Consider the following 13,364-nt stretch of genomic DNA (forward strand, 5'->3'; position numbering starts at 1 on the left):
GACTAGGGTGGATTTCTCAGTGACTGGACAGATCCGACCTGACAGGAGGCCGACAGTGAGCACCGAGCTGGGGCGGCTGCGCAAGCTCCGCAATTACGTCGACGGCGAGTTCCGGGACGCCGCCGACGGACGGACCACCGAGGTCGTCAACCCCGCGACGGGCGAGGCGTACGCGACCGCGCCGCTGTCCGGCCAGGCGGACGTGGACGCCGCGATGGCGGCGGCCGCCGCGGCCTTCCCCGGCTGGCGCGACACCACGCCCGCCGAGCGGCAGAAGGCCCTACTGAAGATCGCCGACGCGTTCGAGGAGCGCGCCGAGGAACTGATCGCGGCGGAGGTGGAGAACACGGGCAAGCCGGTCGGCCTGACCCGCTCCGAGGAGGTCCCGCCGATGGTCGACCAGATCCGCTTCTTCGCGGGCGCCGCGCGGATGCTGGAGGGCCGCTCGGCCGGCGAGTACATGGAGGGCTTGACCTCGATCGTGCGCCGTGAGCCGGTCGGCGTCTGCGCGCAGGTCGCGCCGTGGAACTACCCGATGATGATGGCCGTGTGGAAGTTCGCCCCGGCGCTCGCCGCGGGCAACACGGTCGTCCTCAAGCCCTCGGACACCACCCCGGCCTCCACCGTGCTGATCGCCGAGATCCTCGGTTCGATCCTGCCCAAGGGCGTCTTCAACGTCATCTGCGGCGACCGTGACACCGGCCGCCTCATGGTCGAGCACCCCACCCCGGCGATGGCCTCCATCACCGGCTCCGTCCGCGCCGGCATCTCCGTCGCCGGGTCCGCGGCCAAGGACGTCAAGCGGGTCCACCTGGAACTGGGCGGCAAGGCGCCGGTCGTCGTCTTCGAGGACACCGACATCCCGAAGGCCGTCGAGGGCATCTCCGTCGCGGGCTTCTTCAACGCCGGCCAGGACTGTACCGCCGCGACCCGCGTCCTCGTCCACGAATCCATCCACGACGAGTTCGTCGCCGCGCTGGCCAAGGCCGCCGCCGACACCAAGACCGGGCAGCCGGACGACGAGGACGTCCTCTACGGCCCGCTGAACAACCCCAACCAGCTCCAGCAGGTCTCCGGCTTCATCGAGCGGCTGCCCGCGCACGCCAAGGTCGAGGCCGGCGGGCGGCAGGTCGGCGAGCAGGGCTACTTCTACGCCCCGACCGTCGTCTCGGGCCTCAAGCAGGACGACGAGATCATCCAGAACGAGGTGTTCGGACCGGTCATCACCGTCCAGTCCTTCACCGACGAGGAGCAGGCCGTGCGGTGGGCCAACGGCGTCGAGTACGCCCTCGCCTCCTCCGTCTGGACCAAGGACCACGCCCGCGCCATGCGGATGTCCAAGAAGCTGGACTTCGGGTGCGTGTGGATCAACACGCACATCCCGCTGGTCGCCGAGATGCCGCACGGCGGCTTCAAGAAGTCCGGCTACGGCAAGGACCTTTCGGCGTACGGCTTCGACGACTACACACGGATCAAGCACGTGATGACGTCACTGGACGGCTGACGGGCGCTCCGCCTCGGAGCCCGCGGACTTCGGTCCGCGGCGCCGCCCGGCCGGGCGCGCGGTCTCCCGCGCCCGGCCGGGCGGCTGTCTGCGGCGCCGTCATGGCCGGTCGCGCGGTTCCCCGCGGCCAAGGACGTGCTCGCCGCCGACGAGGACGAGGACACCGCGGTCCTGGCCGACAACCCGCTGATCTTCCCCGGCGACGCGATGCGCCGGCGCCTCGCCGCCGCCCGCGACGTCGACTCCGCGCAGGGAGCGGTCACTTGAGGCCGCTGAGCATAATGCCGCGGATGTAGTACTTCTGGAGCAGCAGGAAGAGGATCAGGACCGGCAGGACGCTGAGGACGAGACCGGCCATGACGACGGGCATCGTGCGGGTCGGGTCGATGTGGTCCTGTAGGAGCTGGATGCCGACGGGCAGGGTCATCACATCCGGTTCGGCGGTCGAGACGAGCAACGCCCAGATGTACTCGTTCCAGGCGTCGACGAAGGTCAGCAGCCCGAGCGTCACCACGACCGGCTTGGTCTGCGGCACCACGATCCGCCACCACACGGCGAACTCACCCGCCCCGTCGATGCGCGCGGCCTCCAGGACCTCGTCCGGGATGGAGAGCATGAACTGGCGCATCAGGAAGATCCCGAAGCCGTTGACGAGGAACGGCACGGTGAGCGCCACGATGCTGACGGTCAGGCCAGCCCCGCCGCGCCCCAACAGGTCGTTGCCGCCCGCCAGCGGCCAGTGCACCAGGATCAGGAAACGCGGGACGAAGAACAGGAACGGCGGGAACATCATCGTCGACAGCACGAGCCGGAAGACGAAGTCCCGCCCGGGGAAGCGGAGTTTGGCGAGCGCGTAGCCGGCCAGCGACGAGGTGAGCAGCACCGACCCGGTGATCACGGCGGTGGCGACGACGCTGTTGCGGAAGAGCACCGGCAGGTCGAGCTGCTCGATGGCCGCCCGGTAGTTGGACAGGTCGAACGCCTTCGGCAGGAACCGGTACGGCAATGTGCCGGACTCGCCCGGCCCCTTGAACGACGTCATCACCATGTCGAGGAACGGCACCACCGTGAGCACGGCGCCGGTCCCCACCACCAGATACGACAGCCACGGGAACCGGCGGCGGATCACGCGTCCTCCCCGCCGCGCCGGAAGATCCACAACTGCCCCAGGGTGACCACGAGGACCACGGCGAACAGCACGAAGGCGGCGGCGCTTGCCGCGCCCCAGTCGCCGTACGAGAAGGCCTGCCGGTACATCTCCAGCGCGGCCACATCGGTCGCGTCGCCCGGCCCGCCCCTGGTCATCACGATGATCAGCGCGAACGACTGGAGGCCGGTGATGAACTGGGTGACGCACACGAGCAGCAGGGACGGCCGCAGCAACGGCAGGGTGATCCTCCAGAAGACGGTGACGGGCCCGGCGCCGTCGAGCGCGGCGGCCTCGTAGTACGACTCGGGAACGGACTTCAGCCCGGCGGTCAGGACGAGGATCGCCGTGCCGAGCGAGGCCCAGGCCTGTACGAGCACGACGGAGGGCAGCGCGGTGTCCGGGTCCTGGAGGAACGCCACCGAGCCGAACCCCAGGGCGTTGAGGACGCCGTTGACCAGGCCGCCCGGCTCGTACATGTACTTCCATACGTTGCCGACGGCGACGACGGTCGTGACGATCGGCAGAAAGTACAGGGTGCGCCACAGCCCCTGGAACCGCAGTCTGTCGATACAGGTGGCCACGAGCACGGAACCCGCGAGCGCGAGGGCCACGGTGCCGAGGGCGAACAGCAGCGTGTTGGTGAGGACCGGCGCCAGGAACGTCGATCCGTCCGCGAACAGGCCGGTGAAGTTGTCCAGACCGACCGGATCGATGGCACCGAGGTCGAACCCGGCCCAGCGGGACAGCGACAGCAGCAGCGCGAAGCCGAGCGGAAGCATCAGGAACACGGCGAAGAACAGCAGCGTCGGCGCGAGGAAGAGATAGGCGACGACGGCCTGGCGGCGCCGGGCGCGGGCGCGGCCGTCGACGGCGGACGGCGCGGACCGTCTGCCGTACGCCCGCTCGGTCGTCTCCGGCACCAGAGCGTTCACCATGAGCGCGACACCTCCTGGTCGACCTGCCGGCGGGTGGTGCGCAGCGCCTCGTCGACCGACTGCTGACCGGTCCAGAGCGCCTCGATGTTCTTGCGCAGCAGCGACTTGGCCTGCTGCGCGCCCGGCACGTTCGGCTCGGGCACCGCGTACGCCAGCGCCTCCAGGAACGGGCGCAGATTCGGATCGCGGCCCGGGCCGACGCTGCTGCCTTCACCGCCTGCGCGTGCCCCCGCGCCTGCACCTGTGTGCGCCTCTGGCCCTGCGCCGCCGCCCAGGAGGGCCCGCATGTCGTCGGCGCGGCCGGTCAGCGAGCCGACCGACACCTGCAGCAGGCTCATCCGGGTCGCCGTCGCGCCCTTCGCGGCGTTCTTCACGCTCACCTTCTCGGCGTTGAGCCAGCGCAGGAACTCCCAGGCCTCACGCGGGTGTTCACTGGCCGTGTTGACGCCCAGCAGGAACCCCGTGCAGAGCGTGGCCGGTTCGGCGCCCGCGGCGGGGACGGGCACGGGCGCGACGCCCACATCGCGGTAGTCCTCGCCCATCAGGGCCTTCAGGGTCCCGGTCCACCAGCCGGCGCCGACCACCATGGCCACCTGCCCGGACGGGAACGCCCTGTAGACGTTGACGCCGGGGGCGCTCGCGCCCCTGCCGACGAGGCGGTGCTCCAGGTCGAACACGGCCCGGCCGGCCGGCGAGTCGATGGCGGTGCGCCTGCCGTCCGCGGCGACGAACCTTCCGCCGGCCGTGCTCAGCAGGGCGAGCGTCTGGCCGACGGTGGTGGAGTCATCGTAGGTCGAAAGACCGAAACCCTGGACCAGCGTGTTGCCGTACCGGTCCCGCCTGGTGGTGCGGTAGGCCGTCTCCTCCAACTCCCGCCAGGTGCGCGGAGGCCCGTCGACACCGGCCTCGCGCAGCAGCCGCTTGTTGTAGTAGAGGGCGTACGTCTGCGCCTCGGTGGGGTAGCCGTAGACCGTGCCGCCCACCGACGAAGCGCCGACCGCGGCCTTGCTGTAGCCGCGCCTGATCTCCGCGGCGTGCCCGGACGGAGCCGGCCGCAGCACACCGGCCCGGACCAGCTGGCCGTTCCACAGGCAGTACGGATGGACGATGTCGGCGCCCTGGCCCGCGGCCTGCCGGACCATGAACGTGGTCAGCAGATCCGTGAACTCGACCGCCGTCGTGCGCACCTTGACCCGCTCGTGCGTGGCGTTCCACTCGTCGACCGGGTCCTGAAGGGCCTTCTTGAGCGCGCCGCTCGCGTAGTGGGAGAGCAGGGTGAGGACGATCGGATCCCCGGGGCGTCCGCTGCCCCGGTGCGGCGCGGCGCACCCGGAGGCGAGCAGCGCCGAGGGGAGCGCGAGCGCGAAGTGACGCCGGCTCAGGCCGCCGGTGCGGCGCCTCGGCGTCATCGGGCGGCCTCCCGGCGCAGCACGCGGAACAGCCGGGTCGTGCGGAAACCGGCGTCGCGGTACAGATGGCCCGCCGGGGACCGCTCACCCGTCCACAGGAACCACGCCGAGTGCGCGCCGCGCGCCCGCATCCGCTCCAGGACCAGGTGCAGCAGGACCTTGCCGTATCCCGTGCCGCGCCTGTCCTCCAGCACACCGAACGGGCCGAACCGCTCGTCCACCGACTCGTACGCGCCGTGCATCGCCCAGCCCACCAGGCGGCCCGTGGGGTCCCGGGCGACGACGAGCCGGTCGAGCGGCGTGCCCGCGGCCAGACACTCCCGGATCGCGCGCGCCCAGTCCGGGCTGAAGTGCTGCCCGGCGAGCGCCACCAGATCCACCAGGTCGTCGTCGGACGGCGTGCCGAACCGGTGGCCGTGCGCCGTCAGTTCGGCCAGACGGCGCGCCGCGTCGGCGGGGAAGCGGTAGCCGACCAGGCCGCGGTCCATCGCCGCCGCCTCGTACAGCGTGCGAAAGCCAAGCGACTCAAGGAGCCCGGCCGCCTCCGGGTACGCCTCGGCGTCCAGGCCGGGCAGGACGTAGTGCGGGGTGTACGAGGAGAAGTCCACCCGGGTGCGGCCGTGGCCGTGCAGCCAGTCGAGAGCGTCGGTCAGCAGCCGGCGGCCGAGGCCGCGCCCGCGGGCGGCCGGGTCGACGAAGAAGAACGGGATCCAGCCCTGCTGCGGCTCCAGGTCGGTGCCGGTCAGCGGCGTCAGCCGGCGCACCGCGTAGGCCGCGCCGACGACACGCCGGCCGTCGACCGCGATGCGAAGCCCCGCCGGATCGAAGTTGGCGTCGAGCAGTACCAGGGAGCGGAAGCGGTCCGCCGTGATCGGGTCGGCCGGTGCGCTCAGGCGCCACGCCTCCACCACCTGCGGACCGTCACCCACGCGAAAGCCACGGATCACGGCCCCGGAACGCGTCGTGCGATCGGTCATGGACGGGGACGCCCTTCCCCGCGCGGGCCCCCTGCGCGTACGGCCGTGCTCATCCTTCGCCCCCGTCCGCCGGTGACATCTCGAAACGGCGGCTGGAAATTTACTTGTATGTCATGGAATTCCGCAATTACTGACCAAGGGTTCTCTCCCCGTGAGCCGGGTCGGACGGCCGGGAGCGCTCAGCCCTGGCGGAGGGTGCAGAGGGCGTCGACGCGGTTCGTGGTGATCGAGTCGACGCCCAGGTCGAGGAGGCGGCGCATGGCGCGGCGTGTGTCGGGGGTCCATACGGACAGCAGATGACCGCCGTGGTGGACGCGGGCGGCGAGGTCCCGGCCGACCAGGCTGAAGCGGTAGTTGAGCCAGCGCGGGCCCACCGCCGCCAGCAGGGCGGGCCGCGGCGGCGCGAGCGTCGTCCAGGTCAGGGCGATCTCGGCGGCCGGGTCGGCGGCGCGGACGGCCAGCATCGCCTGCGCGCCCGCGCAGTAGTAGACCCGGTCCCGCGCCCCGGCCGCGTGGACGACCTCCACGATCCGCCGCGCGGCCCGGCGTCCGGCCAGGCCCGGCAGGTCGACCATCACCCGGCTGTCGTCCGTCGCGGCCAGTGCCTCCTCCAGCGTCGGCACGCCGCCCGCGGTGAGTTTGCGCACCTCGGCGGCGGACAGCGAGCCGAGCGGCCGGTCCTGCCCCCACAGCCGCTCCAGCGTCGCGTCGTGCAGCAGCACGGGTACGCCGTCACGGGTGAGCCGTACGTCGATCTCGACCGCGTCCGCGCCCCGCCGGAGCGCGGAACGCAGCGAGTCGATCGTGTTCTCACGGAAGCGATAGGGGTCGCCGCGGTGCGCGACGGCGGTCACGGTCTGCATGGACCCCATTGTGCGGATGAACACCGCGCGATGGGTTCAGCGGGCGAGCCACTTTGCTGTACAGGTGTCGATCTCGGCGGCGATCCGGGCCTTGCCCGCCGGGTCGAGGAAGGACGCCTCCACCGCGTTCTTGGCGAGGTCGGCGAGGCCGCGCTCGTCGAGGCCGAGCAGCCGGGCGGCCACCGCGTACTCGTTGTTCAGGTCGGTACCGAACATCGGCGGGTCGTCCGAGTTGACGGTGACCACGACGCCGGCCTCGACGAACTCCCTGATCGGGTGCTCGTCGAGGGTGCGGACCGCGCGGGTGGCGATGTTGGAGGTCGGGCAGACCTCCAGTGGGATGCGGTGGTCGGCGAGGTGCGCGAGCAGCTTGGGATCGCGGGCCGAACTGGTGCCGTGCCCGATCCGCTCGGCGCGCAGTTCGGTCAGCGCGTCCCAGACCGTCTCGGGGCCGGTCGTCTCACCGGCGTGCGGCACGGAGCGCAGCCCGGCGGCGACGGCCCGGTCGAAGTACGGCTTGAACTGCGGCCGGGGCACGCCGATCTCGGGTCCGCCGAGCCCGAAGGAGACCAGGCCCTCCGGGCGCAGCCGGTCGTCGGTGGCGAGCCGGACCGTCTCCTCCGCGGCATCGAGGCCCGCCTCGCCGGGGATGTCGAAGCACCAGCGCAGCACCGTCCCGAACTCGGCCTCGGCCGCCTTGCGGGCGTCCTCGATCGCGTCCATGAAGGCACGCGCGTCGATGCCGCGGCGGGTCGAGGAGAACGGCGTGATGGTCAGCTCGGCGTACCGCACCTGCTGCCGGGCCAGGTCGCGGGCCACCTCGTAGGTGAGGAGGCGGACGTCCTCCGGGGTCCGTACGAGGTCGACGACGGACAGATACACGTCGATGAAGTGGGCGAAGTCCGTGAAGGTGAAGTACTCGGCCAGCGCCGCCCGGTCGGCGGGGACCTTGGAGTCGGCGTGGCGGGCGGCGAGTTCCGAGACGATGCGCGGGGAGGCGGAGCCGACGTGGTGGACGTGCAGTTCGGCCTTGGGCAGTTCGGCGATGAAGGCCCGCAGGTCGCGGTCGGCGGGTGCGGCGCTGTCGGTCAAGAGATCCCTCCCCGGGAAGGGCGCCGGCGGACCGGGGCCCGGGCGCGGGTGATCGGCTGATCGGTGACTCGGGGGTCATCGTAAGCCGTGCCCGGGGCGGCACCGGCCTGCCCGTAACATGTCAGCACGCCGATGAGAGGGGACCGTGCGACATGTCCGACGAGGCACCGCGGAACGCCGCGGAGAGCGGAGCGACACCCGGCCACGCTGCCTCGCCCGACACCCCGTCCACGACACTTGGCGCGCCCGCCGCCGACGGCGCGGCCGCGGATGGTGGCGTTGCGGGCGGTGGGGGCACGGGTGGAGGCGCGGCCGTCGACGGTGACGCGGACGTGGTGTCCTGGCCGGCACCGGCCGGTTCGGATCCCCGGTCCGGGCCCGCGCCCGGGTCCACGGCTCCGGCCGGTTCGGATCCCCGGTCCGGGCCCGCGCCCGGGTCCACGGCTCCGGCCACGGGGGTCTGGCCCGAGCCGGCCGGTGCCACCGCGGGGCCGTGGGACGCGGGCGCCGGATCCGCCCCGGGTCCTGCGTCGTCCGCGACCCGAGAGACGGCCACCGCGCCGTGGGCCCCGCCCATCGAGCGGGCGCCCGCGGCCACCCCGGCGGACGCCGCCGCACCGGGGTCCGGCACCGCCACGCCCCGGCCGGGCGCGGACCCGTGGGCGGCTCCGGCGGACGCCGCCCCCGCACCCGGCGCCCTGGCGAGCGGGCCCGGAGACACGGTCGTCGCGGGCGGCCCCGGCACGCCGCCCTACCAGGTGCCGCCCTCGTCCCACGGCCAGCAGGTGCCGCCCTCGTCCCACGGCCAGCAGGTGCCGCCCTCGTCCCACGGCCAGCAGGTGCCGCCCTCGGACCACGGCCAACAGGTGCCGCCCTCGGCCCACGATCAGCAGGTGCCGCCCTCGGACCACGGCCAACAGGTGCCGCCCTCCGTTCACGATCAGCAGACGGTCGTCTCGTTCCCGGAGGCGAGTGCGGCGCCGCCCTGGGCCGGGCCCTCCGGTACCCCGTCGGCGGCCCCACCGTCGAACCCGTTCGCCGCGCCAGGGGCGGCGGCGTCGTCCATGGGCGGCTCGGACAATCCGTTCGCCCCGCCGCGTCAGGAGTCCCCGGCGGGCGCCCTCTTCGCACCGCCCGCCGCGCAGCCGCAGGGGGCGCCGGTTCCGCCGCCGCCCATCGCACCCGGCGGCCCCGGCCAGGTTCCGTACGGCTACCCGGGCGGTCCCGCGGGCTACGGCTACCCCGCGCCGCCCGCCGCCGGCCCCGGCCACTACGGCTGGTCCGGCATGCAGCCGATACCGAGCAACGGGCTGGGCACGGCCGGATTGGTGCTGGGCATCCTGGCGGCGATCGGCTTCTGTATGTGGCCGGTGGCGATCCTGCTGGGCGCGCTGGCCGTGATCTTCGGCGCGATCGGCCGCGGCAGGGCCCGCCGCGGCGAGGCGACAAACCCCGGCCAGGCCCTGGCGGGCATCATCTGCGGCGCGACCGGCATCGTCCTCGCCCTCGTCCTGCTCGCCTTCATCATCGCCACGTCCACCTGACCCGTCTGACCCACCCGGCCCCCACGACACGGCTCGCGCGGGCCCGCCTCTACGGCGTGGTTCGTGCGAGCCTGCCCCTGCTCCGTGGTTCGTGCGAGCCTGCCCCTGCCGCGCGGCTCGCGCGGCCCCGTGTCGTCACTCGCGCGTGCGTCGCTCACGCCGACACACGGACGACCGGCACACGGTGGCTGAACCGAGGACGGGGCACCCCGCCGGGACCCGCGCCCGACGGCCTTCGGGACGTGGGTTCAGTTGCCGGATGCGAGCCGATCGCGGGCGCTCATCAAGGCGAAGCCCAGGAGGTTCGGGCCGCGCCAGCGGGCGGGGTCGGTGGCCGCCTCGTCGTCCGCCGTGAGGCCGATGCCCCACACACGGTCCACCGGGCTCGCCTCCACCAGGACGCGCTCCCCGGTGTTCAGCAGGAACTCCCGCAGACCGGCATGCGCGCCGAACTTGTGCACGCTGCCCTCGACCACGATCCGGAAGCGCTCCCGCTCCCACACCCCCTCGTCGAAGCCCCGCACCAGCCGCCCCGCCTTCTTGGCCTGCGAGGGGTGCCCCGCGGCCAGCACCCGGCGCTCCGCCTCCGCGTCCCCGAAGAGTCTCGCCTTCTCGGCCATCATCCAGTGTTCGGCCGTCGCGTACTCCACCGCGTCCACCATGAACGGTGAGGGCCACCACTGGCTGAGACAGCTCGCTCCGAGCCGCCCGTCCGCTCTCGGCCGGTGCCCCCAGAAGTGCAGGTACTTCACGCGCGCCCCCGCGCGGACCTCCCTGATCAGCGTCTCCACCGAATCGATCATCGCCATGCACGCCAGTGTGGCAGGCACCACTGACAGCCCGTCCTCGGTACGGGAGCACTCCGTCCTCGGCACCCGAGGCCGACTCGACCGCTGGTCGACAGATTCCGTCGCGTAACCAAAAGGCAACAACGGAATCACTTGTTGGAGTCCCTTCCCTCTGTCAGGATCGGCACTCACATCGAGCCGGAGCTACGCCACCCGCCCTCCGGACGGGGCGACGGCGGAGGAGAGCGACATGGACAAACCGGGCACCGTCACCCCGGAACGATTTCCGGCACAGGAGCGCTTCGCGGACGGGGCGCAGTACGTCGCCGGACGTCTGACGAAGGGGACGTCGGGCCGTACCCACCGCGTGGTCGATCCGGCCACCGGCACGGACGTGTACCGCTATGAACTGGCCGGCCCCGAGGACGTGGACGCCGCGGTCGCCGCCGCCCGCGCGGCCTTCCCGGCCTGGGCCGCCGCGACCCCGGGCGAGCGCTCCGACGCCCTGCACCGGTTCGCCGCCGTCCTCGCGGACCGCGCCGAGGAGTTCGCCCGCGCCGAGTGCCTGCAGTGCGGCAAGCCGCTCAAGCTGACCCGTGAGTTCGACGTGCCCGGGACCATCGACAACACGGCGTTCTTCGCGGGCGCCGCCCGGCATCTGCAGGGACAGTCCGCCGGCGAGTACTCCGGCGACCACACGTCGTACGTCCGCCGGGAGCCCATCGGTGTCGTCGGCTCCATCGCCCCCTGGAACTACCCGCTCCAGATGGCGGCCTGGAAGATCCTGCCGGCGATCGCCGCGGGCAACACCATCGTGCTCAAGCCCGCCGAACCGACCCCGCTGACCTCGCTGCTGTTCGCCGAGGCCGCGACCGCCGCGGGCATCCCGGACGGCGTCGTCAACATCGTCACCGGCACCGGCAGGGAGGCGGGGGAGCGCCTGGTCGGTCATCCCGATGTGGCGATGACCTCCTTCACGGGTTCCACGGCGGTCGGCAGGCGTGTCGCCGAGATCGCCACCGCCACCGTCAAACGCGTCCACCTGGAACTCGGCGGCAAGGCGCCCTTCGTCGTCTTCGACGACGCCGACCTCGACGCCGCCGCCAACGGCGCGGTCGCCGGTGCTCTCATCAACACCGGGCAGGACTGCACGGCCGCCACGCGCGCGTACGTGCAGCGCCCGCTGTACGAGGCGTTCGTGGAGAAGACCGCCGCCCTGATGGAGAGCGTCCGGCTCGGCGACCCGTTCGCCCCCGGTACCGATCTCGGCCCGCTGATCTCGCACGCCCAGCGCGACCGGGTGGCCGGCTTCGTCGACCGGGCCCGCGGCTACGCGCGCGTGGTGACCGGCGGTGCGGCCCCCCTGGGTGATCTGGCCGACGGCGCGTACTATCGGCCCACCCTGATCGCCGACGCGCCCCAGGACAGCGAGGTCGTCCAGTCCGAGATCTTCGGTCCGGTGCTGGTCGTCCTGCCGTTCGACGGTGACGACGAGGGGATCCGGCTGGCCAACGACACCCCGTACGGCCTCGCCGCCTCCGCGTGGAGCCGGGACGTCTACCGGGCGAACCGGGCGACCCGTGAGATCAAGGCGGGCTGTGTCTGGGTCAACGACCACATCCCGATCATCAGCGAGATGCCGCACGGGGGATTCAAGCAGTCCGGCTTCGGCAAGGACATGTCCGCGTACTCGTTCGAGGAGTACACGCAGGTGAAGCATGTCATGTTCGACAACACGGCGGTCGCGAGGAAGGACTGGCACCGCACGATCTTCGGGGACCGATAGAGCCGACAGGTCCGGCCGCCGACCACGGCCGGCCGCACCATCCCTCCCGAAAGGGCACCATGCGCATGGAGCAGTACGAGCCCGACCGCCCCAGCCCGGCCCAAGTGGCCGCCATGCGGCGCAGCTTCCGCAACGGCAGGGCCGCCCTGTCCCGCCGTTCGCTGCTGCGCACCTCCGCGGGCGGCGCGCTCGCGGTGGGCGGACTCGCGACGCTGAGCGCCTGCGGGATTCCCGCGGCGGGCAAGACGCAGGGCGGCACATCCGCCGAGGACCGCTCGGAGCGGGAGAAGGTTGTCAACTTCTCCAACTGGCCCGAGTACATGGACGTCGACGACAGCGGAAAGACCCATCCGACGCTCGACGCGTTCGCCCGGCGCACCGGCATCAAGGTGAAGTACACCGAGGACATCAACGACAACAACGAGTTCTTCGGCAAGATCAAACCGCAGCTCGCCGCGGGCCAGGACACCGGGCGCGATCTGATCGTCCTCACCGAATGGCTGGCCGCCCGGTTGATCCGCCTGGGCTGGGTCCAGAAGCTGGACCCGGCCAACCTGCCCCATGCCTTCACCAACCTGTCGCCCCAGTTCCGCGACCCCGACTGGGACCCGGGACACGCCTACTCCTACCCCTTTCAGGGCATCTCGACCGTCATCGCGTTCAACAAGAAGGCACTTGACGGCATCGAGGTGAAGTCGATCTCCGACCTGCTCGACAACCCCAAGCTCAAGGGACGGGTCGGCTTTCTGTCGGAGATGCGCGACAGCATCGGCATGACCATGCTCGACATGGGCAAGGACCCGAGGAAGTTCACCGACGACGACTTCGACGCGGTGGTCGCCCGGCTGCAGAAGGCCGTCGACAAGGGCCAGATACGGCGCTTCACCGGAAACGACTACACGGCGGACCTCACCAAGGGCGACCTGGCCGCCTGCGTGGCCTGGGGCGGCGACATCATCCAGCTCCAGGCCGACAACCCGGACGTCGACTACGTCCTCCCGGCCCACGGCTACATCACGGCGACCGACAACTTCCTGATCCCGAACAAGGCGCGGCACAAGACGAACGCCGAGCGGCTGATCGACTTCTACTACCAGCCGCAGGAGGCCGCGGCGCTCGCCGCCTACATCAACTACGTGTCTCCCGTCGACGGCACGAAGCCCTATCTGGAGAAGATCGACAAGTCCGCGGCGGACAACCCGCTGATCCTGCCCGACAAGGCCATGCAGGCCAGGGGCCATGCCTTCCGCATGCTGACGCAGCAGGAAGAGACGGCCTACGAAGGTAAGTTCGCGAAGCTCACAGGGGCGTGACAA

General features: G+C 71.9%; 11 protein-coding genes and 1 pseudogene. 5 read left to right on the forward strand and 7 right to left on the reverse strand.

Features of this window, described 5'->3' with window-relative positions; genetic code table 11:
- Positions 1 to 55: 55 nt before the first annotated feature.
- Both ABT245_RS21050 and ABT245_RS21055 read left to right on the forward strand, forming a co-directional pair.
- Complete coding sequence (locus ABT245_RS21050; RefSeq protein WP_351735706.1) at positions 56 to 1,504, forward strand: gamma-aminobutyraldehyde dehydrogenase; 1,449 nt, start codon at positions 56 to 58, stop codon at positions 1,502 to 1,504.
- A gap of 135 nt (positions 1,505 to 1,639) precedes the next feature.
- Positions 1,640 to 1,771, forward strand: a complete 132-nt coding sequence (locus ABT245_RS21055) for a hypothetical protein (RefSeq protein WP_351735708.1) — start codon at positions 1,640 to 1,642, stop codon at positions 1,769 to 1,771.
- Here ABT245_RS21055 and ABT245_RS21060 read toward each other — a convergent pair.
- The 6 genes and pseudogenes from ABT245_RS21060 to ABT245_RS21085 form a co-directional block, all read right to left on the reverse strand.
- Positions 1,764 to 2,633: a carbohydrate ABC transporter permease gene (locus ABT245_RS21060; protein ID WP_351735710.1), complete on the reverse strand. Its 870-nt coding sequence runs from the start codon at positions 2,631 to 2,633 to the stop codon at positions 1,764 to 1,766. The genes ABT245_RS21055 and ABT245_RS21060 overlap by 8 nt on opposite strands.
- The gene (locus ABT245_RS21065; RefSeq protein WP_351735712.1) at positions 2,630 to 3,589 is read right to left on the reverse strand and encodes a carbohydrate ABC transporter permease; all 960 of its coding nucleotides are present in this window, start codon (positions 3,587 to 3,589) and stop codon (positions 2,630 to 2,632) included. Before ABT245_RS21065 ends, ABT245_RS21060 begins: the two co-directional genes overlap by 4 nt.
- Entirely contained in the window at positions 3,583 to 4,998 is a 1,416-nt protein-coding gene (locus ABT245_RS21070) for an ABC transporter substrate-binding protein (protein WP_351735714.1), read from the reverse strand. The genes ABT245_RS21065 and ABT245_RS21070 overlap by 7 nt, the downstream gene beginning before the upstream one ends.
- Positions 4,995 to 5,975 (reverse strand): GNAT family N-acetyltransferase, encoded by a 981-nt coding sequence (locus ABT245_RS21075; RefSeq protein WP_351735716.1) that lies wholly within the window; start codon positions 5,973 to 5,975, stop codon positions 4,995 to 4,997. Before ABT245_RS21075 ends, ABT245_RS21070 begins: the two co-directional genes overlap by 4 nt.
- A 179-nt stretch (positions 5,976 to 6,154) precedes the next feature.
- Positions 6,155 to 6,838 (reverse strand): glycerophosphodiester phosphodiesterase, encoded by a 684-nt coding sequence (locus ABT245_RS21080; RefSeq protein WP_351735718.1) that lies wholly within the window; start codon positions 6,836 to 6,838, stop codon positions 6,155 to 6,157.
- Between the two features lie 36 nt (positions 6,839 to 6,874).
- A pseudogene (locus ABT245_RS21085) lies at positions 6,875 to 8,055 on the reverse strand (adenosine deaminase).
- A gap of 27 nt (positions 8,056 to 8,082) precedes the next feature.
- On the opposite strand from ABT245_RS21085, the gene ABT245_RS21090 reads away from it, so the two are divergent.
- Positions 8,083 to 9,474, forward strand: a complete 1,392-nt coding sequence (locus ABT245_RS21090; protein ID WP_351735720.1) for a DUF4190 domain-containing protein — start codon at positions 8,083 to 8,085, stop codon at positions 9,472 to 9,474.
- Positions 9,475 to 9,722: 248 nt separating this feature from the next.
- On the opposite strand, the gene ybiA is transcribed toward ABT245_RS21090, so the two are convergent.
- Complete coding sequence (ybiA, locus tag ABT245_RS21095; RefSeq protein ID WP_351735722.1) at positions 9,723 to 10,283, reverse strand: riboflavin biosynthesis intermediates N-glycosidase; 561 nt, start codon at positions 10,281 to 10,283, stop codon at positions 9,723 to 9,725.
- A gap of 229 nt (positions 10,284 to 10,512) precedes the next feature.
- Between ybiA and ABT245_RS21100 the strand changes: the two genes are divergently transcribed.
- Together ABT245_RS21100 and ABT245_RS21105 are read left to right on the forward strand one after the other, a co-directional pair.
- Positions 10,513 to 12,048, forward strand: a complete 1,536-nt coding sequence (locus ABT245_RS21100; protein WP_351735724.1) for a gamma-aminobutyraldehyde dehydrogenase — start codon at positions 10,513 to 10,515, stop codon at positions 12,046 to 12,048.
- Positions 12,049 to 12,113: 65 nt separating this feature from the next.
- A complete protein-coding gene (locus ABT245_RS21105; RefSeq protein WP_351735726.1) occupies positions 12,114 to 13,361 on the forward strand; it encodes a polyamine ABC transporter substrate-binding protein in 1,248 nt (415 codons plus the stop codon).
- The last annotated feature ends 3 nt before the right edge of the window (positions 13,362 to 13,364 follow it).

Source organism: Streptomyces sp. NPDC001508, from assembly GCF_040298665.1.
Taxonomy (GTDB): Bacteria; Actinomycetota; Actinomycetes; order Streptomycetales; family Streptomycetaceae; genus Streptomyces.

What these genes read in the sequence shown, in the direction of transcription:
- ABT245_RS21065 (WP_351735712.1), bottom strand. Translation starts at nt 3,589, where the DNA reads ATGGTGAACGCTCTGGTGCCGGAGACGACCGAGCGGGCGTACGGCAGA.
- ABT245_RS21070 (WP_351735714.1), bottom strand. Translation starts at nt 4,998, where the DNA reads ATGACGCCGAGGCGCCGCACCGGCGGCCTGAGCCGGCGTCACTTCGCG.
- ABT245_RS21075 (WP_351735716.1), bottom strand. Translation starts at nt 5,975, where the DNA reads ATGACCGATCGCACGACGCGTTCCGGGGCCGTGATCCGTGGCTTTCGC.
- ABT245_RS21080 (WP_351735718.1), bottom strand. Translation starts at nt 6,838, where the DNA reads ATGCAGACCGTGACCGCCGTCGCGCACCGCGGCGACCCCTATCGCTTC.
- ABT245_RS21090 (WP_351735720.1), top strand. Translation starts at nt 8,083, where the DNA reads ATGTCCGACGAGGCACCGCGGAACGCCGCGGAGAGCGGAGCGACACCC.
- ybiA (WP_351735722.1), bottom strand. Translation starts at nt 10,283, where the DNA reads ATGGCGATGATCGATTCGGTGGAGACGCTGATCAGGGAGGTCCGCGCG.
- ABT245_RS21100 (WP_351735724.1), top strand. Translation starts at nt 10,513, where the DNA reads ATGGACAAACCGGGCACCGTCACCCCGGAACGATTTCCGGCACAGGAG.
- ABT245_RS21105 (WP_351735726.1), top strand. Translation starts at nt 12,114, where the DNA reads ATGGAGCAGTACGAGCCCGACCGCCCCAGCCCGGCCCAAGTGGCCGCC.